This is a genomic window from Ruegeria sp. BB6 (assembly GCF_056539385.1).
The window spans coordinates 326,340-347,973 of record NZ_JBQFUW010000003.1; the positions used below are offsets into that span (position 1 = coordinate 326,340).

21 protein-coding genes are annotated in these 21,634 nt (G+C 58.0%); 9 read left to right on the forward strand and 12 right to left on the reverse strand.

Annotated elements, in window-relative coordinates; genetic code table 11:
* Positions 1-91: 91 nt before the first annotated feature.
* From ACR0B7_RS10220 to ACR0B7_RS10230, 3 genes are read left to right on the forward strand one after another with little or no spacing between them, the layout of a single operon-like run.
* On the forward strand, positions 92-1,078 hold the full coding sequence (locus ACR0B7_RS10220; protein ID WP_170483189.1) for a glycosyltransferase family 2 protein: 987 nt from the start codon (positions 92-94) through the stop codon (positions 1,076-1,078).
* Positions 1,075-2,775, forward strand: coding sequence for a DUF5927 domain-containing protein (locus tag ACR0B7_RS10225; protein WP_170483187.1), 1,701 nt, complete (start codon positions 1,075-1,077; stop codon positions 2,773-2,775). The genes ACR0B7_RS10220 and ACR0B7_RS10225 overlap by 4 nt, the downstream gene beginning before the upstream one ends.
* Positions 2,776-2,781: 6 nt before the next feature.
* Positions 2,782-4,227, forward strand: coding sequence for a sulfotransferase family protein (locus ACR0B7_RS10230; protein ID WP_170483185.1), 1,446 nt, complete (start codon positions 2,782-2,784; stop codon positions 4,225-4,227).
* On the opposite strand, the gene ACR0B7_RS10235 is transcribed toward ACR0B7_RS10230, so the two are convergent.
* From ACR0B7_RS10235 to hslO, 8 genes are all read right to left on the reverse strand, one after another.
* Positions 4,211-4,729: a L,D-transpeptidase family protein gene (locus tag ACR0B7_RS10235; protein WP_170387012.1), complete on the reverse strand. Its 519-nt coding sequence runs from the start codon at positions 4,727-4,729 to the stop codon at positions 4,211-4,213. The genes ACR0B7_RS10230 and ACR0B7_RS10235 overlap by 17 nt on opposite strands.
* A 60-nt stretch (positions 4,730-4,789) precedes the next feature.
* Entirely contained in the window at positions 4,790-5,575 is a 786-nt protein-coding gene (locus ACR0B7_RS10240) for an ion transporter (RefSeq protein ID WP_170483183.1), read from the reverse strand.
* A 15-nt stretch (positions 5,576-5,590) separates the two neighbouring features.
* Positions 5,591-6,820 (reverse strand): class I SAM-dependent methyltransferase, encoded by a 1,230-nt coding sequence (locus tag ACR0B7_RS10245; protein ID WP_170483181.1) that lies wholly within the window; start codon positions 6,818-6,820, stop codon positions 5,591-5,593.
* Positions 6,821-6,946: 126 nt separating this feature from the next.
* Positions 6,947-8,779: an ABC transporter ATP-binding protein gene (locus ACR0B7_RS10250; protein ID WP_170483179.1), complete on the reverse strand. Its 1,833-nt coding sequence runs from the start codon at positions 8,777-8,779 to the stop codon at positions 6,947-6,949.
* Positions 8,776-10,614 carry an ABC transporter ATP-binding protein gene (locus ACR0B7_RS10255; RefSeq protein WP_170483177.1) on the reverse strand — a complete coding sequence of 613 codons (1,839 nt, stop codon included), beginning with the start codon at positions 10,612-10,614 and terminating at the stop codon, positions 8,776-8,778. The genes ACR0B7_RS10250 and ACR0B7_RS10255 overlap by 4 nt, the downstream gene beginning before the upstream one ends.
* Positions 10,615-10,805: 191 nt before the next feature.
* Positions 10,806-11,960, reverse strand: a complete 1,155-nt coding sequence (locus ACR0B7_RS10260) for a CCA tRNA nucleotidyltransferase (protein ID WP_170483175.1) — start codon at positions 11,958-11,960, stop codon at positions 10,806-10,808.
* The gene (locus tag ACR0B7_RS10265) at positions 11,957-12,592 is read right to left on the reverse strand and encodes a CoA pyrophosphatase (RefSeq protein ID WP_480681399.1); all 636 of its coding nucleotides are present in this window, start codon (positions 12,590-12,592) and stop codon (positions 11,957-11,959) included. Before ACR0B7_RS10265 ends, ACR0B7_RS10260 begins: the two co-directional genes overlap by 4 nt.
* Positions 12,546-13,523 (reverse strand): Hsp33 family molecular chaperone HslO, encoded by a 978-nt coding sequence (hslO, locus tag ACR0B7_RS10270; RefSeq protein ID WP_170483173.1) that lies wholly within the window; start codon positions 13,521-13,523, stop codon positions 12,546-12,548. The genes ACR0B7_RS10265 and hslO overlap by 47 nt, the downstream gene beginning before the upstream one ends.
* A gap of 76 nt (positions 13,524-13,599) precedes the next feature.
* Between hslO and ACR0B7_RS10275 the strand changes: the two genes are divergently transcribed.
* Positions 13,600-14,043: an NUDIX hydrolase gene (locus tag ACR0B7_RS10275; protein ID WP_170412657.1), complete on the forward strand. Its 444-nt coding sequence runs from the start codon at positions 13,600-13,602 to the stop codon at positions 14,041-14,043.
* Here the strand turns inward: ACR0B7_RS10275 and ACR0B7_RS10280 are convergent.
* Positions 14,040-15,311 carry a PP2C family protein-serine/threonine phosphatase gene (locus ACR0B7_RS10280; protein ID WP_480681402.1) on the reverse strand — a complete coding sequence of 424 codons (1,272 nt, stop codon included), beginning with the start codon at positions 15,309-15,311 and terminating at the stop codon, positions 14,040-14,042. The two genes, ACR0B7_RS10275 and ACR0B7_RS10280, sit on opposite strands and share 4 nt — an antisense overlap.
* A gap of 156 nt (positions 15,312-15,467) precedes the next feature.
* Between ACR0B7_RS10280 and ACR0B7_RS10285 the strand changes: the two genes are divergently transcribed.
* Positions 15,468-15,797, forward strand: a complete 330-nt coding sequence (locus ACR0B7_RS10285) for an Hpt domain-containing protein (protein WP_170483168.1) — start codon at positions 15,468-15,470, stop codon at positions 15,795-15,797.
* Here the strand turns inward: ACR0B7_RS10285 and ilvA are convergent.
* Both ilvA and ACR0B7_RS10295 read right to left on the reverse strand, forming a co-directional pair.
* Complete coding sequence (gene ilvA / locus ACR0B7_RS10290; protein WP_170412666.1) at positions 15,794-17,020, reverse strand: threonine ammonia-lyase IlvA; 1,227 nt, start codon at positions 17,018-17,020, stop codon at positions 15,794-15,796. The genes ACR0B7_RS10285 and ilvA overlap by 4 nt on opposite strands.
* A 59-nt stretch (positions 17,021-17,079) precedes the next feature.
* Positions 17,080-17,841 carry a hypothetical protein gene (locus ACR0B7_RS10295; protein ID WP_170483164.1) on the reverse strand — a complete coding sequence of 254 codons (762 nt, stop codon included), beginning with the start codon at positions 17,839-17,841 and terminating at the stop codon, positions 17,080-17,082.
* Positions 17,842-17,983: 142 nt separating this feature from the next.
* On the opposite strand from ACR0B7_RS10295, the gene ACR0B7_RS10300 reads away from it, so the two are divergent.
* From ACR0B7_RS10300 to msrA, 4 genes are all read left to right on the forward strand, one after another.
* Complete coding sequence (locus ACR0B7_RS10300) at positions 17,984-19,210, forward strand: argininosuccinate synthase (protein ID WP_170483162.1); 1,227 nt, start codon at positions 17,984-17,986, stop codon at positions 19,208-19,210.
* Complete coding sequence (locus ACR0B7_RS10305; RefSeq protein WP_170483160.1) at positions 19,207-19,647, forward strand: DUF1810 domain-containing protein; 441 nt, start codon at positions 19,207-19,209, stop codon at positions 19,645-19,647. Before ACR0B7_RS10300 ends, ACR0B7_RS10305 begins: the two co-directional genes overlap by 4 nt.
* A gap of 77 nt (positions 19,648-19,724) precedes the next feature.
* Positions 19,725-20,006: an SCP2 sterol-binding domain-containing protein gene (locus ACR0B7_RS10310; RefSeq protein ID WP_170576721.1), complete on the forward strand. Its 282-nt coding sequence runs from the start codon at positions 19,725-19,727 to the stop codon at positions 20,004-20,006.
* 88 nt (positions 20,007-20,094) lie between these two features.
* Positions 20,095-20,766 carry a peptide-methionine (S)-S-oxide reductase MsrA gene (gene msrA / locus ACR0B7_RS10315; RefSeq protein ID WP_170483158.1) on the forward strand — a complete coding sequence of 224 codons (672 nt, stop codon included), beginning with the start codon at positions 20,095-20,097 and terminating at the stop codon, positions 20,764-20,766.
* Here the strand turns inward: msrA and ACR0B7_RS10320 are convergent.
* Complete coding sequence (locus tag ACR0B7_RS10320) at positions 20,763-21,632, reverse strand: ribokinase (protein WP_170483156.1); 870 nt, start codon at positions 21,630-21,632, stop codon at positions 20,763-20,765. The genes msrA and ACR0B7_RS10320 overlap by 4 nt on opposite strands.
* Positions 21,633-21,634: the final 2 nt, after the last annotated feature.

Genomic DNA, 21,634 nt, shown 5'->3' on the forward strand with positions numbered 1-21,634 from the left:
CCCGGCACCACTCTGGCTGATCCAGGCCCCGGGTATGCTCGCGTAAATTAAGAGGTAGGGCAGTCACGTGAGCCTGTTGGATTCTTACCGAATGAGATTGCGGCGCAAGCGCCGTATTTTGCGTTCTCTGCGCAAACGTCGTGATCTTTCAGCAGTTTCCAATAAAACCAGAACCATAAAACAGCGCGATGTCCTGTTGATGAGCGTGGTACGAAACGAAAAAATTCGCCTGCCGTTCTTTTTGGATTATTACCGCCGTCTGGGGGTCAATCACTTTCTCTTTGTGGACAATGACAGTGATGACGGCACACGCGAATTTCTGGCCGATCAACCGGATGTTTCTGTCTGGCGGGCAGATGCAAGCTATAAGCGGGCCACATTCGGTATCGATTGGTCGAACTACCTGCTGCGCAAATACGCGCATGGTCACTGGGTTCTGACAGTCGACCCGGATGAGTTCTTCATTTACCCGTTCTGCGACACACGCCCCGTGCGGGCGCTGACCGACTGGCTGGACGGATGCGCAGTGCGCAGTTTTGGCACGATGCTGATCGACATGTACCCACGTGGCCCGGTTGAAGCCGAACCCTATCACGAAGGTCAGGATCCGTTTGAAATCGCCCGCTGGTTCGACTCGGGCAACTACATGATTACCAAGAACCCCGACTACGGGAACTTGTGGATTCAGGGCGGCCCTCGGGCGCGGGTGTTTTTCCGGGATAACCCGTCCAAGGCACCGGCGCTGAACAAGATACCCTTGGTAAAATGGGACCGGCGCTACGTCTATGTCAGCTCGACCCATTCGCTTTTGCCGCGAGGTTTGAACCAAGTTTATGACGAATGGGGCGGCGAAAAGACCAGCGGTGCTTTGCTGCATGCCAAGCTGATTGACACATTGGGCACCAAGGCCCGCGAGGAAATGGAGCGGGGTCAGCACTATCGAAGATCAGGCGAATACCGCGCTTATGCCCAAGGGCTGGACGATCAGCCGGTATTCTGGTGCGACTGGTCCGAGAAATACATCAACTGGCGTCAGCTTGAAATCCTGGGCCTGATGTCAAAAGGAAACTGGGCATGAGCAGTCTTGGCGTTGTCATGCTGGTCCATACCGCTCTGCACCGGGTCGAGCAGGTCGCTCGTCATTGGGCCGCTGCTGGTTGTCCGGTTGTTATCCACGTGGATAAGAAAGTTTCGGACAGCGCCTATTCTGATCTTGTCTCCTCGTGTGCCGACAACTCCATGATCCGGTTCTCGGATCGGTACACATGCGATTGGGGAAGGTGGAGCATCGTTGAGGCCACGCAGGCCGCCTCTGAACTGATGCTCGACGCGTTTCCCGATGTACACCACGTGTATTTGTCCTCGGGTGCCTGCCTGCCGCTGCGCCCGGTTTCCGAACTGGTGGACTACTTGGTACAGCGCCCCCGCGTCGATTTCATCGAAAGTGCCACCACTGCCGACGTAAGCTGGACGATTGGTGGTTTGGATCAGGAAAGATTCACGCTCAGATTTCCGTTTTCGTGGCGCAGACACCGCAAACTGTTCGACAGCTACGTGAAACTGCAGCGTGCCCTGGGAATGCGCCGCCGTATCCCAAAGGGGCTGGTGCCGCATATGGGCAGCCAATGGTGGTGTCTGACCCGTCAGACTCTGTCCGCTATTTTGCAGGATCCCAAGCGCAAGGTTTATGACAGCTATTTTCGTCGCGTCTGGATACCTGATGAAAGCTATTTTCAGACGCTGGCTCGACTCTACTCGACCCATATCGAAAGCCGATCACTCACCCTGTCCAAGTTCGACTATCAAGGGCGGCCGCATATCTTCTACGACGATCACCTGCAGCTTTTGCGCAGGTCTGACTGTTTTGTTGCCCGCAAGGTCTGGCGCGACGCGGATCGGCTGTATCAATCCTTTCTCACGGATCAAACTGGTGCAATGAAACCGGCAGAACCCAATCCGGGGAAAATCGACCGCGTATTCTCGAAGGCGGTCGAGCGCCGGACACGTGGGCGGGATGGCCTATATATGCAAAGCCGCTTTCCCCGCCACGGAAGCGAGAATGGCCTGACCTGTTTTCCCTATTCCGTGTTTCAGGGCTTTGCCGAGTTGTTCGAGGATTTTGAGCCATGGCTGTCAGAAACGACTGGCGCGCGCGTGCACGGCCACCTATTTGCACCCAACCGGGCAGAGTTCTCGGGCGGTAAAACCATCACGAACGGTGCACTAAGCGATTGCGCCACGCTGCGGGACTATAACCCTACGGCCTTCCTGTCGAACCTGATCTGGAACACACGAGGAGAACGGCAGTGTTTGCAGTTCGGGCCGCGCGATACCCAGGCAATCAATTGGTTCCTGGCGCGTGACAAGAATGCCCAAATCTCAGTCATTACCGGCGCATGGGCGATACCGCTGTTCCGATCAAACCTGAACTTCTCGGATATCCGCAACGAAGCCGCCCGGTTGCAGCAGATCGAAACCAAACAGCTTGAAGTTCTGAACTCGGTCTGGACCAAGGCCCGCCTTCGGACCTGGTCGTTGGCGGATTTCATCGAAACGCCGATGGAGCCGCTGCAAGAAGTGATCGGAGAAATCGGGATTCAGCATCAAAGCCACCTGACAACGGCCCCAACCATGGTTGACCTTTCGGGCTTTGGTCAATTTCTGCAGAACCTCAAGAACCAGGGGATGCATCCCTATCTCATGGGTGACTTCCCCACGGACGATGTGTTTGGAAAACAGGTCAGGCCATACCGAAAACCATATTTGGTGCAATAGTCCGAGATGCGTTCAAAATTCGACTATTTCGTCATTCTCGCGGCCATGCGCACCGGCTCGAACCTGCTCGAGGCCAATCTGAATGCCTTGGAGGGGGTCACCAGCCACGGTGAGGCTTTCAACCCGCATTTCATAGGTCGGCTCAAGACCGAGGAGTTGCTTGGTATTACTCTGGAGGACCGGGATAGAAACCCGGTCGATCTGCTGGACGCCATCCGAGAAGCACCGGGCAAGCTGAACGGATTTCGCTTTTTCGACGGTCATGATCCGCGCGTGTTAGAGCCTGTTTTGAGCGATCCACGCTGCGCCAAGATCATCCTGACCCGAAACCCCCTGGACAGTTTCGTATCACTGCAGATCGCGCAGGAAACGAAGCAGTGGCAGTTGAAGAACGTCAAGCGCCGGCGCGAAGCGCGCGTTGAATTCGACGTGGCCGCATTCGAGAGCTACCTGGATCAGCAGCAGGACTTTCAGTTGATGCTTTTGCATCACCTTCAGGCGACTGGCCAAACCCCTTTCTACATCGCATATGACGACTTGCTCCGCCTTGACACATTAAATGGTCTGGCGGCATGGCTGGGTATTGATAGCCGGTTATCGGCCCTTGATGACTCGCTGAAACCACAAAATCCTGAACCGCCCTTGTCCAAGGTGACAAACCCGGACCGGATGGAGCAGGAATTGCCCGCGATCGACAGGTTCAATCTGCATCGGACCCCCAATTTTGAACCCCGACGTGGTCCGGCAGTCGCCAACTACGTGGCTGCTGCTAAGACACCGCTGATGTATCTGCCCGTGCGCGGCGGGTTAGAGGCACAGATTTCACAATGGCTGGCCGATCTGGACGGGGTGGGCACAGACGCCCTGATCACCAATCAGAACCGAAAGCGGACGCGGAACTGGATGATTTCCCACCCGGGCCACCGGAAATTCACAGTGCTGCGGCATCCGCTGGCCCGTGCCCATTCAGCCTTTTGCTCCTATATCCTGAGCACCGAGCCGGGTGCTTATCTGAAAATCCGAAACATGTTGCGCAATCGGTTCAAGGTTCCCATTCCCGGGCAACTGCGTAAAGACAACTACCCTCTGGGCCAGCACATCGAAGCGTTTTCCGCCTTCTTGCAGTTTCTACGCCAGAACCTTGCAGGGCAGACACCCGTTCGTGTTGACGGAGTTTGGTGCAGTCAGGCGCAGGTTTTGGAAGGAATGGCGTCCTTTGCCCTGCCCGATATGATCCTGAGGGAAGACGAACTGGCATCGTCCCTTCCCGAACTGGCCCGGACTTTCGGGCACGAAACCCCGCCGGTGCCAGCCGCAGCCGAACCTGACAGTCCATACACGCTGGGTGATATCTACGACGAAACGCTCGAGACGCTGGCGGCAGAGGCCTACCAGCGCGACTATATGCAGTTCGGTTTTGGAGCGTGGAAACCCGTTAAGGGCGCAGAGTGATCAGCGTTCCGCGATTTACCATCGCGTAGATTTCTTCGATCTCGTCATTCTTGACCGCAATGCATCCGGCAGTCCAATCCGGCGTCTTTTTCGCGCGTTTGCGTTCAGATCGCTTGTTAGGCTGGCCGTGAATAAAGATATCGCCGCCCGGATCAACACCCGCTGCCTTCGCCTGCGCAACGTCTTCTGAGTTCGGGTAAGAAATCCCCAGCGACAGATGATAGCTGCTGTTTGGATTGCGACGGTCAATCAGGTACGTGCCTTCCGGCGTGCGGCCGTCCCCGCGTTTGGTCTTGGTTCCAGCGGGCGCAAAACCCAGATCAACCTTGTATTCCTTGAGAACGTGTTCGTGATGCAGAAGATACATCTTCCGCGCACTTTTGTTGATGACCAAAGAGGTCACCTCAGGTCCATCATATGTCAGAAATCTGGGGCTTGCCGAGGCACAGGCCGATAGGCCCAGCGTTGCCATAGCACCCAATCCAAATGCTCGACGATCCATGTTTCACTGCCTGCTGCTCTGTTTTTTTCAGGATTATGCCAGAAATCCGGAAAACTGAAATCACTTTTTGATGTTCGATTGCTCAATTAAGCGGCGCTCGATGGATTCGAGACGCTCCAGCACCTCATCACGATAGGCGTCAGTCTTCACTTCATCCTCGGCATGGTGGGCGTCCTGCATCGAGTTCACGATCAAACCCACCAGCAAGTTCACGACGGCAAAGGTCGTGACCATGATGAAGGGCACAAAGAACACCCATGCATAGGGATACACCTGCATGACCGGACGCACGATGCCCATCGACCAGCTTTCCAGCGTCATGATCTGGAACAGCGTATAGGCCGATAGGCCAAGATCACCGAACCAGTCCGGGAAAGACTGCGAGAACAGCTTGGTCGAAATCACAGCGCCAATATAGAACAGGATCGCCATCAGAAGGAACACACTGGCCATACCCGGCAGGGCTGAAATGAACCCTTCGACCACCCGGCGCAAACGGGGCGCAACCGAAATCACACGCAGCACCCTGAGAATGCGCAACGCCCGCAGGACTGACAGGCTGCCTGCACTGGGCACTAGGGCGATGCCAACGATCAGGAAATCAAAGTTGTTCCAGCCGTTCTTGAAAAAGTTCCGCCCCGTTGCGATCAGTTTCATCGAGATTTCGGCAACAAAGATGGCCAGACACAACTGGTCCAACGTGACAATCACCGGACCCGCCATCTCCATCAGAGTCGGAGATGTCTCCATCCCCAGCAGGACCGCGTTGAACAGGATGACTCCGGTGATGAAATGCCCAAAAGTCGGGGCGTCGATGATGGTCTGCAGGCGTTGGGTGATCCCCATTCGGGTGCTCTCCTGTCAGGGTTTTGAGTTCAGAGTAAATCGCGCGGCAAGTTCGACATGTGACGACCACCGAAATTGGTCAACCACTTGTACCCATTCAAGGGTGTAGCCCGCGTTAACCAGCGTTTTTGCGTCACGGGCGAATGTAACCGGGTTGCACGAGACATAGGCTATCACTGGGCGTTTTGCCTGCGCCAGCTCGGACACCTGCGCCTCGGCCCCCGCGCGCGGCGGGTCCAGAACGATCGCGTCAAAATGCCAGAGTTCATCCGGCATCAAGGGGCGGCGGAACAGGTCGCGCGCCTCGGTCGTCACTCGCTTCAGCCCCTTGGCCTTGCGCCACCCCTGATCCAGCGCGGCGGTCATGTCGGCCTCGCCTTCAACGGCGTGAACTTCGGCGGTCTGCGCCAGTGGAAGTGAAAAGGTACCGCTGCCCGCGAACAGGTCGGCAACGCGCTTTGCGCCCTCAGTTGCCTTCAAAACGGCCTGTAATAGAGCCTGTTCTCCATCCTTGGTGGCCTGCAGAAACGCTCCCGAAGGAGGCACGACTTCGGCCGCCCCAAAGCGTTGAACCGGCTGCTGCCGCGTGGCGATCACCTCACCCTCCCAACTGAGCCGCGCAAGACCGTGGTGTTCGGTTGCCTGTGCCAGAGCCAGCTCAAGCGGGCCGTCCAGCGGCTTGCCGCCCTTGACTGCTACGTCCAGACCACCCTCGGACAGGGTCAGGGTCACGGCCAGAACCCCTTTGCGGCTGCCGCCCAGCAGGGCCAGCGCCTCGGCCACCGGGATCGCGGCGATCAGGTCGGGATGCAGCAAGTGACAATCCGGGATCTCGGTAATCGTATCGGATGCGCGGCCATGGAACCCGGCCAAAGTGCCCTTTTTCGTCCGCCGCACGGCAACGGTTGCCCGACGCCGGGACCGTTCGGGTGAGGTATGGATGGGGCGCATATCCGCTTCGATCCCCTGCGCATCAAGCGCCTTGCGCACAATTTCGACCTTCCAGTCGGCGACAAACGCGTCTGATGCATGTTGCAGTTGGCATCCACCACAAGACTTGTAATGGCGACACGGCGCCTTGACCCTTTGATCCGAGGGGGTTTCGACCCGGATCTCGGTCAAAAGCTGCCCGACTACCGTGCCGCTGACCACTTCGCCCGGCAAGGTGCGCGGCGCAAAAACTGGCCCCTCGGCAATGCCATCCCCCTGATGGCCAAGGCGCGATATGGTGAATGTCTGAGTCATGGAGCGCCTGATACCGGGGCTTTGCCCGCAACAAAACCCCTTAGACACCACCAAGGTCGGCTTGAACAAAAATACGCCGTTGGTGCCGGCAAAACACTCACGCTGTGCACCCTAATCAGCCAAGCGCTATTCCGCGGCCTCAGCTTGAATGAAACCGCCTGACTGACGGTGCCAAAAGCGCGCGTAAAGGCCGCCCTGCTCTAGCAGATCGTCATGAGTGCCGGATTCCACAATGCGCCCCTGATCTAGAACGATAATCCGGTCCATCTCACGCAGAGTCGAAAGCCGGTGTGCAATCGCCAGAACGGTCTTGCCCCGCATCACACGGTGCAGGGCGGCTTGGATCGAGGCTTCAACCTCGGAATCCAGCGCAGATGTCGCCTCATCCAATACAAGGATCGGCGCGTCCTTCAGTATCGCACGCGCCAAGGCGATCCGCTGCCGCTGGCCCCCGCTGAGTTTTACACCACGCTCACCCAGATGGGCATCATACCCCGTGCGACCATGGGCGTCCTGCAGGCCAAGGATAAATTCGTGCGCCTCGGCCTTTCTTGCAGCGGCGATCATCTCGTCTTCTGTGGCGTCAGGACGGCCGTACAGGATGTTTTCACGCGCGGATCGATTGAACATCGCGGTTTCCTGCGTGACCATACCGATATGCCGGCGCAGGCTGTCCTGTGTCACTTGGCCAACGTCCTGACCGTCGATGCGAATTGCGCCCTTTTCCCCGTCATAGAGCCGCAACAGAAGCGAAACCAAGGTCGACTTTCCCGCCCCCGATGCGCCGACGATGCCCAGTTTCTCAGCCGGATATACGGTCATGTTCACATCGCTTACGCCGCCAACATCGCGCCCATAGGCAAAGCTGACATGGTCAAACTCAATCCGACCATCCGGCACCTGCAGATCAAACGCGTCCGCCATATCCTCAACCCGGTCCCGCTTGGCCAGTGTCTTCATTCCGTTCTCAACTTCACCAACATTCGCGTAGAGGCCCATCAGTGTGAAGCTGACCCAGCCTGTCATCTGGGCGATACGGATCGAAACCGCGCCCGCCGCTACGATATCACCCGCCGTCGCGCTTCCCGCCTGCCACAACCATAGCGTGGCACCCATCAGCAGAACTGGCAGCACCCCGGCCAGCGTCATCAGAATAAACCTGAAACTGGCAGACAGGCTGCCGAACTCCAGCGACCTCTCTCGCAGATCAACCATCGCATTCCGGGCGGCCTGATCTTCATAGGCTGAATGCGCGAACAACTTGACGGTTTTGATATTTGTGATCGTGTCGACCACCTGTCCCGACACCATCGCCCGCGCGCCAGCCCGCGCGGCCGAGCGTTTTCGGATACGCGGCAAGTACCAGCGGATAAGCAAGAAATAGACGGCAAGCCAAGCCGTGAAGGGCAGCATAACAAGCGGATGAATAGACCCTAACAAAAGGAATGAGCCCACAAGCGAGGCAAGGGCAAAGACAATCGCGCTGATGGTTTCGGACACGACCGACGCCATAGCATTCGAGGTTTGCATCTGCTTCTGCGCGATCCGACCCGCGAAGTCGTCGTCGAAATAGGTGACAGACTGCCCCAGTGTCCAACGGTTCAGCTTGGCCAAAACCAGCGGCGTGATATTAGGCATCACGATGTAATTGTTCGACAGTGAGGACAGTCCGAACAAGGCCGGACGCAACAGCATGAAAAACGCAACTGCGCCAAGGATCATCCACATATTGCTGGCGGTCAGAAAGTTCTCGGGCCCGCCCGAGGTTGCGACGTCAACCACCAATCCCAGAATCCAGGCGGTTCCGGCCTCCATCGCGCCTGCGGTTGCGGAAAAGAAGGCCGCGACAAACAGCATCGGCCACGCGCCGGACAAGCACCAGCGAATGAACGCCCCCAGCGTTTGCGGCGGGGGCGTTTCGATGTTTTTGAACGGGTTTATGAGGTCAGCTATCCTCATTCCGCAGCCTCCGGGTTCAGGAAACCGCCAGATTGCCGCGCCCAGAACTGGGCGTAAAGCCCGCCTTGGGACAGCAGCTCGGCATGGCCGCCCTGCTCTACAATGCGACCGCCATCCATGACCAGAATGCGGTCCATCTGGGCAATGGTGCTTAGCCGGTGGGCAATGGCGATCACGGTTTTTCCTTGCATCATGCCGTAAAGAGTTTCCTGTATCGACGCTTCGACCTCGGAATCTAGGGCGGATGTCGCCTCATCCAACAATAGGATCGGCGCATCTTTCAGGATCACGCGCGCCAAGGTCACCCGCTGGCGTTGCCCGCCGGACAGTTTCACGCCCCGCTCACCCACATGCGCGTCATAGCCGGTGCGCCCTTGTGGGTCTTGCAGATCGAGGATGAACTCATGTGCTTCGGCCTGTTTCGCAGCGGCGATCATCTGCGCCTCGGACGCGTCGGGACGACCGTAAAGGATGTTGTCGCGGACCGAACGATGCAACAAGGCACTGTCCTGCTGCACCATACCGATATGGCTGCGCAAACTGTCCTGCGTGACCTGAGCAATGTTCTGATCGTCGATCAGGATCGCGCCCTGCTCGACGTCGTAAAACCGCAAAAGCAGCTTTACTAGGGTCGATTTTCCGGCACCCGACCTGCCGATCAAACCGATCTTTTCGCCCGGCTGAATGGTCAGATTGATGTGATCCAGACCCCCAGTCTTGCGCCCGTAATGGTGCGACAGATCGCGGATGTCGATCTGTCCGTTGCTCAGGTGCAGAGGCTTGGCATCGGGGGCGTCCAGCAAGTCGATGGGTTGGGCAATCGTCTCCATCCCCTCGGCCACAACACCAAGCTGACGGAAGAAACTGGTGAGCGCCCACATGATCCAGCCAGTCATCGCGTTCAACCGCAAAGTCAAAGCCGTTGCCGCCGCGACCACCCCGACGGACGCGCTGCCCTGCATCCACAGGGCAATCGCCCATCCGACAACGCCGACGATCAGCAGACCATTCAGGGCAACCAGAACAGCGTCCATAATGGTGAAGATCCGCATCTCGATCTGGAACGTGCGGCGCGTTTCCTCGATGGCTTCGCGGGCATAGTCCAGTTCCTGCGCGTCATGCGCAAACATCTTGACCGAGTGGATGTTGGTGTAGCTGTCCACCACCCGGCCCGTCACGGCAGACCGCGCATCGGACGCCGCCTGCGATGCGGGCCCCACCCGCGCAACCGTCCAGCGCACCAGCAGACCGTACAGAACGAACCAGGCCAGCAATGGCAGCAAAAGGCGCGGATCAGCCGCCATAAGCAGCACCGCAGCACCGATCAGATAGGCCAGCGAGAAAGAGATCGCGTCGAACACCTGAAACACCGCCTCGCCTGCTGCCGGGGGCGTCTGCATGATCCGGTTGGCGATACGGCCCGCAAAGTCATTCTCGAACCAGCCCACCGACTGACGCAGAACGTGTTTATGCGCGCGCCAACGGATAAGGGTGCCAAAGTTCGGCAGGATCGTGTTGTTCAACAGAAGAACGTCCACGACATGCAACAGGGGCCGCAGCAAAAGAACAAAGACAGCCACCAGGATCAGCTCGGTCCCGTGCACCTGCCAAACCTCGGCGGGCGGACCGGACAACAGGTCAACCACGCGGCCCATATAGTAGATCAGCCCGACCTCAACCGCTGCAACGACGACCGAGATCAGCCCGGCCCAGAAGAACACCCGATAGAACGGCTTTGAGTATTCCAGCATAAAGGGCCACAACCGCGTGGGCGGTGTGTCAGATTCCTTGTAGGCGACAAAAGGGTCAACGAGGTTTTCAAAATAGCGAAACATGGAGAGTGCTCCGATTGAGCAGAAAATAGGTCATGCGAAGAAAGATGGCGCCAGAACACCACCCTTACGGGTCAATGTGTCCCGGCTTTAGCCGAACCAGATCCCGTAATACATTCGCATCCCTCCATTTATGTGACAGGCGAACGTAAGCACAAAGACCGCAACTTGTCATCCCTTTTTGAGACTTGGGTTTAGCTGCCCAGCAAATCGTCACGGGTCAGGGCAAAACCCGAAGCAATCCAGCGGGCCTCAAGCTCGGCCAGTTTCCGGCCCAGCGCGGGACCGGTGAATTCGGGGATCAGGTCTGAGGCGCTGATTGGAAAATCAGCCTTGGCCCCTGCGTGAAGGTCGGTGCGCATTTCATCGGACCAAGACTGTTCCAGAAAGGCGCAGCGCAGCAGCACTTCGTGCAAACCGCTTTCTTCTCCATAGCGGAACCCAAGCTCGGCAACGGATGCAGTCCCGCTTGCCTCGTCCCGCATCCGGGTAAGGCGCTGAAGCTGCGCCTTACTCAGGCGCAAGGTCTTTGCAATTTCGGGCGTTGCAATCGCGGCGAGCCGTCGGATCGGCTCTGGCGCGGTGCCAGCCTGCTGCTCTAACATGATCAGGGGCGCAAGAGCACGATCATCCGCCCCCGGCAAAAGCTGCGCCAGAACACCGACACTGCGCATGGCCGCAACAGACGGTGCAGGATCGGGGGCGCCCAGCAATTTCAAAAGCTCGGCCCCAACGCGTTCGCGGGACAAGTCGGACAAGCCCTCCAGATTGGACGCAATCGCCGCCAAAGCGTCGGCGTCAAACCCAGCCTCAGCATCACCGTACCAAGCGTGGAACCGGAAATAGCGCAAAGACCGCAGGTAATCTTCGCGGATGCGGTGTTCGGCGGTTCCGATGAAACGCACTCGCCGCGCCCGCAAGTCCGGCAAACCGTTCAGCGGATCCAAAACCGTCCCTTCAGGCTGCGCATAAAGCGCGTTCATGGTGAAATCCCGGCGCGCTGCGTCTTCTTGGATATTGTCGGAAAACACCACCACCGCACGTCGGCCATCGGTTTCGATGTCACGGCGGAAGGTGGTGATCTCGTGCGGGATGCCGTCACAGACTACCGTGATGGTGCCATGGTCAATCCCGGTTGGGATCGCTTTCAGCCCCGCATTCTGCGCCAGTTTGACAACCTGCTGTGGGCGGGCGTCGGTTGCGATGTCGATATCGGACACGGGTGCGCCCAAAAGCGCGTTTCGGACACAGCCGCCCACAAACAACGCCTGCGCTCCGCCACTCGTCAAAGCCGCACAGACCTTTTGCGTCGCCGGATCAGACACCCAGCTTTCGGAAATTTGCGTCATTCGCTCACCCGCGCGGCCAGACCCCGCAACATGCGGGCCGTCGCGCCCCAGATATAGTAGGGGCCGAACGGCACCGTGAAATAATACCGTTTCTGGCCCCGCCAGCGGCGGGATTCAACGATATAATTTGCAGGATCAAGGACATGCGTCAGCGGGACCGAGAACACCTCATCCACTTCGCCCGGTTCCGGCACTGGTTGGAACCTGTCCCGTAGAATGGCGATCACCGGAGTGACCGTGAAAGATGTCACCGTCTCATGGGTCGGCAAATGACCCAGAATGTCCGGCAGGTCCGGGGGCAAACCGATCTCCTCCTGCGCTTCTCGCAGGGCGGTGGCGGTGACATCAGCGTCACCCTCATCCTTCTTGCCGCCCGGAAAGGCGATCTGACCCGGATGATGCTTGAGCGCCGACGAACGCTTGGTCAGGATCACGCGCGGGGTGTTTCCAACAACGGAAACCGGAACCAGCACTCCGGCCGGGCGCAGCTTGCGCCCTTCCGGCAGTGCAGTGTCGGGATTCAGGTCAAAATCGCTTGACCCGTGGCCGGGGCGACTCAGCGCCGCCCGCAGCAAGTCTGTCGGATCAGGCCCGGTCAGCATCAAAGCCAACGGTGCTGGGATCCAACACATAATGTGCGCCGCAGAACTGGCAGTCGGCTGTAACTTCGCCTTCGGGCGTCGTCATCTTCTCGATGTCCTTCGCCGAATAGATCGACAAGCTCTGCCGCACGCGATCCTCGGAACAGGTACACCCGAACTGCACCGACTGCGCGTCATAGACGCGGGGCTGTTCCTCGTGGAACAAACGCACCAGCAAATCGGTCGGCGCAATTGACGGGCCGATCAGTTCCAGATCCTCGACCGTATCCAGCAGGATATTGACGCGGCCCCAGTTTTCACCCTCTTCGCCGTCGACCAGATCGCTTGCCGTCAGGATGTCGCCGGTGCCTTCACCCTTTGCCGCAAAAGGCGAGGCTTTGGGCATATGCTGCAGCATGATCCCGCCCGCGCGCCAGTGTTCGCCAACGCCGGGTTCGGTCGACTTCCCAAAGCTCAGCGAGAACCGGGTCGGCAACTGCTCGGACTGGGCGAAATAGGCTTCGGCACAGGCGCTGAGCGACCCACCGGCCAACGGAGTGATCCCCTGATAGGGATGCGTGCCCTCGCCCTGGTCGATCATGATCGCAAAATACCCTTCGCCCACCTGATCAAACGGGCTGGCATCGGTCAGCCTGTCCCGGTCAAAGCTGGCATAGGCCCGGATGCGCGCCGGTTCACCTTCCTCAGAGGGCGCATAATAATCGGTGGCAATCATGCGGACGGCGCCCTTGGACTGAACCTGAAGGGACAGCTTCCAGCGCAATGAAACCGTCTGACCGATCAACGCGGTCAGCAGCGCCATCTCAGCGACCAGAGCTTCGACCTTTTCGGGATAGTCGTGTTGTTTCAGGATGCCATCCAGCACCCCGTCCAGACGGGCCACACGGCCACGCATGTCCGATACATCGAGTTGAAAGGGCAGGACGGTATCGTCCCACGCGATTTTGGTTCCAAGAGACATGGGGTTTCCTTACACGCCACAGGTTGGCATACCGCCACCATATAGGTCGAACAAATCGGGTTGTAAGGGGCCATACATGATCAGACGGTTTGGTGAAACCCCACAAGCGGGGCGGAAATACACACGGCGCGTTGGCGTCTACGCATTGCTTCCCCGCGGTCGGCACCTTTTATTGACCTGCCAAATGGAACCCGGACCCGATCTGCAACTGCCCGGTGGCGGCATTGATCCCGGCGAGTCGCCCGTCACGGCCCTGCACCGAGAGGTTTTCGAGGAAACCGGTTGGCTGGTCGCAGACCCGCGTCGTATCGGTGCGTTTCGCCGGTTCACCTATATGCCGGAATATGACCTATGGGCAGAAAAAGTTTGTCTGATCTACCGCGCGCGTCCCGTCCGCAATGTCAGTGCGCCGACCGAGCCTTTTCACGAGGCGCTTTGGATGGACACATCCGACGCAGTTCAGATGTTGGGGAATGCGGGGGACCGCCATTTTGCCGGCCTGCACCTGCAAGCACTTTAGGGGCCGCCGTATTCAAAGTAGACGGCCGAGACATCGTCATCCATACCCGGTCCCGGCTTCATCGCCCGAGTCAGCCGCGTGAACATGGTATCCAGAAACTCGGACCCATCACACAGCGCGGCACATTCGGTCGCCATCTTGCGCAAACCCTCTTCTTCAAGAAGGCTTCCATCCGCCATGCTGCATTCAGTAAAGCCGTCCGAGTACAACAGCAGCTTTTCGCCGGGCTTCATGTAGGTTTCGATCCGCTGAAATGTCGCGTCCGGCAGCAACCCGATCGGTAGCCCACCTTCGCCAAGGAATTCGGTACTGCCGTCCTCTCGCAACAAAAGGGGATGAGGGTGCCCGGCCTGAACCATTTTCAGGTGACCGTTGCGCAAGTCGACAATGGCATAGACCATTGTAAAATACTCCTCGATCCCTGCATCCGCCATCAATCTTGAATTCAGCATCTCTGCCACTTGCTCGGGTGGTAAAAGCGCATAGAATTTGTCGAACCGCTTTTCCATAGCCACGTTTTGCTCGAAATGCTTGCTGGACAGGTACCCCCCTAGGCGTGCCGTCATCATGGCCGAAGTGATGCCGTGGCCCGACACGTCAATGCTGTAGAACCCAAGCCTGTTCACACCCGGCGAGAACATTCCCACGAGGTCACCGCCGATATGTCCACAGGGTTTCAAAAGAACGCTGACACGCGACTTTCCTACATCTCGCGTCAGCTCTGGGACCAGAGATTCCTGAATCTTACGGGCCTGAATCAAATCTTTGTCGATCGCGTCATGCGCCAGTTTCAGGTCTTCCAGCGCGGATTCGATCAGGCGATTTTTCTCGGACAATTCGCGCTGCATATCCAGAATCCGCGCACCCGCCGAAATACGTGCGCGCAACTCGTCCGCCTCAAGCGGTTTGATCAGAAAGTCGTCTGCCCCGGCGTCCAGTCCCCGCGCCACCTCCTGCTTTTCGCTTTTGGAGGTCAGAAGGATGAAATAGCTGTATTGCTCGCGATTCAGCGCTCGGAATGCCCGACAGAATTCCAGGCCGCTCATCCCCGGCATGACCCAATCGCTTAGAACCAGGTCCGGTGGTTCGTTTGCACAGATTTCCAACGCCGCATCGCCGTTGTCCGCCTCGAGAACCTGAAACCCCCATTTCTTGAGCGAAGCCACGAGGATACGACGCTGCAGCCGGCTGTCATCCACGACAAGCACTTTTTGGATGACTCCAAAATCCAGTTCAGTCCTGGTTTCTGCTTGACTGACCTCTGCCACCCGAATCCTCTGTTCCGTAGCCATCTCCCGCGCAAGAAGACCCTAAGTGTGGGCTGTTTAACATCAGGTGAAGGTCGATCTTCGCATCGCTTAACCTGCCCTTTACCGGCAAAGCGCTAGCAAATTCACATCGCGATTTTTGTGGAGAATGCGGACATGATCAACTGGTCCAGGGTCATTCAGTTGCGGAACGAGGTCGGCAACGCAGAGTTTGATGAGGTCGTTCAAATCTTTCTGGACGAAGTTCAAGAGGCGATCGAGCGCTTGGAACAGGACAAGGCGCGGCGCGATCTGGAACAAAACCTGCATTTCCTCAAGGGCAGCGCCCTGAGCCTTGGGTTTGATCACTTCTCGCGGCTATGCCAGGACGGTGAGCGGTCGGCGGCCTCTGGCCACGCTGTCGATGTCGACCTGCCGGAAATTCTGGCAGCGTTTGAAGAGTCGCGCACATATTTCCTGTCGGAAAAGACGCAAAAACTGGCTTAGATGACAAACTGCGCCAGCGTCTCGTCGTCCGTGATGTCGGTATAGGTGAAACCCGCTTCGTCCAGATGCGCGAACAAACGCGCAAAGTTCTCGGGCTTCCGGGTTTCGATACCGATCAGGACCGAACCGAAATTGCGCGCCGATTTCTTCATATACTCAAACCGGGCAATATCGTCGTCCGGGCCAAGGATATTGAGAAATTCCTTCAACGCTCCGGGACGCTGGGGCAGCCGCAGAATAAAGTACTTTTTCACGCCCGAGTAGCGCTGCGCCCGCTCTTTCACTTCGGGCAGACGCTCAAAGTCGAAATTCCCGCCCGAGGTGACGCAAACCACGGTCTTGCCGCGAATGAAGCTTTGCACATCGGCAACCGCCTCAACCGCGAGGGCGCCGGCGGGCTCCAGAACAATGCCTTCGACATTCAGCATTTCAATCATCGTGGTGCAGATGCGATCTTCGGACAGAACCAGCACATCCGAAAGATGGCGCGACTTGAGCAATTCAAACGGCTTGGCACCAATCCGGCCTACCGCGGCACCATCAACGAAGTTGTCTACGTGATCCAGCGAAACGGGGTGACCCGCTGCCATCGCCGCATGCAGGCACGCCCCACCCTTGGGTTCCACAAACAGGCAATGTGTTCGGTCCCCGAACCACGTCGCCACACCCGATGACATTCCCCCGCCCCCAACCGGCAGGATGACGTGATCCGGTACGCGGCCCAGTTGCGCTTCGATCTCAACAGCAAGGGACGCCTGCCCCTCGATCACGTCCTCATCGTCGAAGGGCGACAGGAAATAGCCGCCCTGCTGCGCGCACCACTGCTGCGCCGCCGCCAGAGTGTCGTCGAAATAGTCCCCGGACAGATGAACCTCGATATTGTCACCGCCGAAGATGCGGGTTTTCTGGATTTTCTGCTGCGGCGTCGTCACCGGCATGAAGATCACACCACGCACGTTCAGATGTTTGCACATGAACGCCACGCCCTGCGCGTGATTGCCCGCGCTGGCACAGACGAACAGGTCCCGCCCCTGCTGCTTGCGCATGGCATTGAACGCGCCGCGGATCTTGTAGGATCGTACCGGGCTGAGGTCTTCTCGCTTGAGCCAGATATCAGCCCCATAGCGGTCGGACAGGTGAGCATTGCGCTGCAAGGGAGTCGGCGGAAAAACCGATCGCATTTCCTGTTCGGCGGCGCGGGCACGGGTCATGAAATCACTCATGCCGGTTTCAGTGCCGCATCACCGCCGAAAGCGCAAGGAATACATATGTGTACGAGCCGTTAAGCCAGTTCACGCTTTTCGATGAAGACGCCAAACATCGTGGTCAGAATACTGACGTTGATCAGGGGCAATACCAAAGTTCCGAAGAACAGGGTCAGCAAGATGCCCAGCAACGGAACGAACGCGAGCGCGGTGAACAAAAGCTGTACCAGAAACTGAAACAGAAAGTTCACGATCAGAAGAACGACAATCGCTCCGGTCGTGCCTTCGGTGCTTTTCCAGACGTCACCAATGGTTGCCTGATGGCCGATCGCGGCCGCTGGTAGAATAATGGAGAGGCGATAGAAACAAACAACCAGAAAAATGGCGTAGACCGCAATGACCGCGAAGGCCAACGCTCCGCTTCCCAAGGCCGCGACGACCAAACTCAGCGGCAAAAAGGCGATGGCCATAAAGATGCCAAGCATCAGCACGCGCCCCAGATACGCAAGAATTCTGTCGAACCTAAAGGTCGGGAAGATCCCGCGCGGGTATTCTTCCAACAGGATAAAGCGGTGCCAGGACACGGCAATCCAGAACATCGTAACAACCGTCACGGCAACCAGCCCGATGATAAAGACGACCAACGAGCCGTAGGACGTACCCGGAGGCAACTGACCCGATTCCGGGTCGAATTGATCCAACGGAACGTCCAGAACCAAAAACAGTGCAACGATAACCGCCGTAGCCACGAGCGCAGGCCCGAAAGTGATCTGCAATACCTGCTTGAGATTTCCAAAGACCATCCGCACCGAATGCGTAAAAATCTGCCAACCCAACATTGTCAAAACAGCCCTTTCAACCAATCCTTGTACAATACAAGAATGTTTCACCTCAAATCGCTGCCTGCGTCAACGCTGATAACTTGCCCCCGCTTTCAAAACCCGTTAGGGGCCAATCGTTCTACGCATAAAGGGAAGTCAGATGTCCGCGCCCAAGAAAGTTGTTCTGGCCTATTCCGGTGGCCTTGATACCTCGATCATTCTGAAATGGTTGCAGACCGAGTATGGCTGTGAAGTTGTGACCTTCACCGCCGATCTGGGTCAGGGTGAGGAGCTGGAACCGGCACGACAAAAGGCCGAGATGCTGGGGATCAAACCCGAGAATATCTATATCGAAGACATCCGCGAGGAATTCGTCCGCGATTTCGTCTTCCCCATGTTCCGCGCCAATGCTCAATACGAAGGGCTGTACCTGCTGGGCACGTCCATCGCGCGTCCGCTGATCTCGAAACGTCTGGTCGAGATTGCCGCCGAAACCGGTGCCGACGCTGTGGCGCATGGCGCAACCGGCAAGGGCAACGATCAGGTTCGTTTTGAACTGGCCGCTTACGCCCTGAACCCAGACATCAAGGTGATCGCGCCGTGGCGTGAATGGGACCTGACCAGCCGCACCCGTCTTATCGAATGGGCCGAGGCGCATCAGATTCCGATCGCCAAGGACAAGCGCGGCGAGGCTCCGTTCTCGGTCGATGCGAACCTGCTGCACACCTCGTCCGAGGGCAAGGTTCTGGAAGACCCCGCAGATATGGCGCCTGACTACGTCTACCAGCGCACCGTCCACCCCGAAGACGCGCCGAACGAGCCTGAATTCATCGAGATCGGCTTTGAAAAAGGCGACGCGGTCAGCATCAATGGCGAACCGATGAGCCCTGCCACCATCCTGACCAAGCTGAACGAATATGGCGGCAAGCACGGCATTGGCCGTCTCGACCTGGTCGAAGGCCGGTTCGTTGGCATGAAATCGCGCGGCATCTACGAAACCCCCGGCGGCACCGTCCTGCTGGAAGCACACCGTGGCATCGAATCCATCACCATGGACCGTGGCGCGATGCATCTGAAAGACCAACTGATGCCGCAATATGCGGAACTGATCTATAACGGCTTCTGGTACTCACCCGAACGCGAAATGTTGCAGGCGGCAATCGACAAGAGCCAGGAACATGTCACCGGCACCGTGCGGGTGAAGCTGTATAAAGGTCTGGCCTCGACCGTGGGCCGCTGGTCGGATCACTCGCTCTACTCCGAGGAACATGTGACCTTTGAGGATGACGCGGGCGCGTATGATCAGACAGATGCGGCAGGCTTTATCCAGTTGAACGCCCTGCGCCTGAAACTGCTGGCAGCCCGAGACAAGCGTTTGTCCAAGTGATCGAAGACGACGGCATCGGTGATGAGCTTGATCTGTTCATCGAAGCGCAGGACACGGTCTGGTCCGACGTCCTGCGCGAGCTGAAGCAGGGGCAGAAAACCAGCCATTGGATGTGGTTCGTCTTTCCGCAACTGGCCGAGCTTGGCCGATCCGATATGGCGCAGCTATATGGAATTGAAGATCTCGATGAGGCAACCGCCTATCTGGATCATCCAGAGCTGCGCCAACGCCTGACGGAAACAGCGCGGTTGATGCTGCTACACAAGGGGCGCGACGCTTCGGACATTCTGGGCGGGATTGATGCCAAGAAACTACGGTCATGCATGACTCTGTTCTCGTCTGTACCCGGCGCACCACAGGAGTTTCAGGCCGTTCTTGACGCCTTCTATGACGGCCAGCGCTGCGAACGCACCGTCCAGCTTTTGCAACGCTCGTAGCCTCGGGTTCCCGTTGCGTCATCCTTGCTTGGTTAACCTGTTTAGCTTTACGCACAGGTCAACCAAGGAGAGATACCATGATGCAATCTATTGCAGACGACATTCAGAAAAACCTGGTTGGCAAGAGCTTTGAGGGATCGCTGAAATTCGATTGTGGCGATGACGGCGTAATCGTCCTGTCCGACAATCAGGCCACCACCCTGGATCAGGACACCGACTGCACCATCCGCATCTCGCAGAAGAACCTGACCAAGCTGCTGACCGGCAAACTGAACCCTATGACGGGCGTGGCTTTGGGCAAGCTCAAGATTTCGGGAAATATGGGCGTTGCGATGAAACTGGGGCAGTTGCTGGGATAAACTCCTCTCACCAGCGCGTGACAAACGATGTCAGGTGATTGCGCAGGGCGAAAAGACAGGGCAGCCTGATCTTGGAAGGAGACCTGCCATGACCCGCATCGCTTATCTCGACTACGTCAAACCGACGCTTCTGTTTGTCTTGATCGCAATTGCCGCACTGTTGCGCGCAACCCCGGCACCCGCCGCTGGAACTGAAACCCTAACAGTGGCTGGCGGGTGTTTTTGGTGCGTCGAATCCGACTTTGAATCCGTGACAGGCGTGACAGGGGCAGTTTCCGGATATACCGGCGGCACCACTGCAAGCCCGACCTACGATCAGGTCACAAAAGGTGGTACAGGTCACTACGAGGCCGTTCAGATCACCTTTGACCCATCGGTCGTTTCCCGTGAAACCCTGTTGAACCTCTTCTTCCGCTCGGTCGACCCTACCGATGCAGGCGGTCAGTTCTGCGATCGGGGCGACAGCTACAGAACCGCGATTTTCGTCTCTAACGCAGGCGAAAAAGCATCTGCTGAGCAGGCCAAAGCCGATGCACAACGTGCGCTGGGGCAGGCTGTGGTTACTCCGATCCTGCAGGCGGGCGCGTTTTACCCAGCCGAGGCGTATCATCAGGATTACTACAAGGGATCCAAGCTGGTTCTCACGCGGTTTGGCCCCAAACGTCAGCACAGCGCGTACAAGGCATACCGCAAAGCCTGCGGTCGGGACGCCCGAGTGAAACAGCTTTGGGGCAGCGACGCGCCGTTTGCCGGGTCTTAATCGAACTGCGCGTCCCGGACCTCTTTCAAATCCGGGATGACATCGGCTGTACCGTGCCGCGTGACCATCAGGGCCGCGGCACGATTTGCTTGTGAAATCGCCTGCGCCATCGGCATCCCACGATCCATCCCGGCCAGAACATAGCCGGTGAACGTGTCCCCCGCACCGGTCGTATCCACGGCCTGCACTTTGTGCGCCGGGAAATCCGACGCCGCAGCGCGATGATAGTATCGCGCACCTTTCGATCCCAAGGTGACGATCACATGCTCGACCTTCAAATCCGTGACCGATTGGCCAGTGGCCTGAAGCAGTTGTTCGGCCTCAACCTCGTTCAGGATCAGGAAATCCAGATAGGGCAGCACGGCCTGCACCGCCTTAGCCTGAAACGGTGCTGCGGCGTAGCAGACGGTCAAACCCATCTCGCGTCCCATCTTCGCAGCCTCAACCTGAAGGTTGGTTTCGTTCTGCATCACCAGCAAGTCACCCTGCGAGGCTGAAGACAGCGCCTGCCCCAACTGATCGGTTGAAATGGCGTGGTTCGCCCCCTGAAACAGGATAATGTTGTTCTCACCCTTGGAATCCACGGCGATGATGGCGTGGCCTGTCGGCACATCAACCACAGCGATACGGCGCGTATCCACGCCATATTCCGTCAAACGATCCAGCGCCCAGCGCCCGTCCGACCCCACGGCCCCAATATGCGCCACCTGCGCGCCAGCCCGGGCCGCGGCCACGGACATGTTCGCCCCTTTGCCGCCAAGATAGCGATCCAAACGGTTGGCCGAGAGCGTCTCCCCCGGCCCGGGAAGGTGCGGCACGTCGTAAATCATGTCCGCGTTGATCGAGCCGAGGTTCCAGATCGTCATGG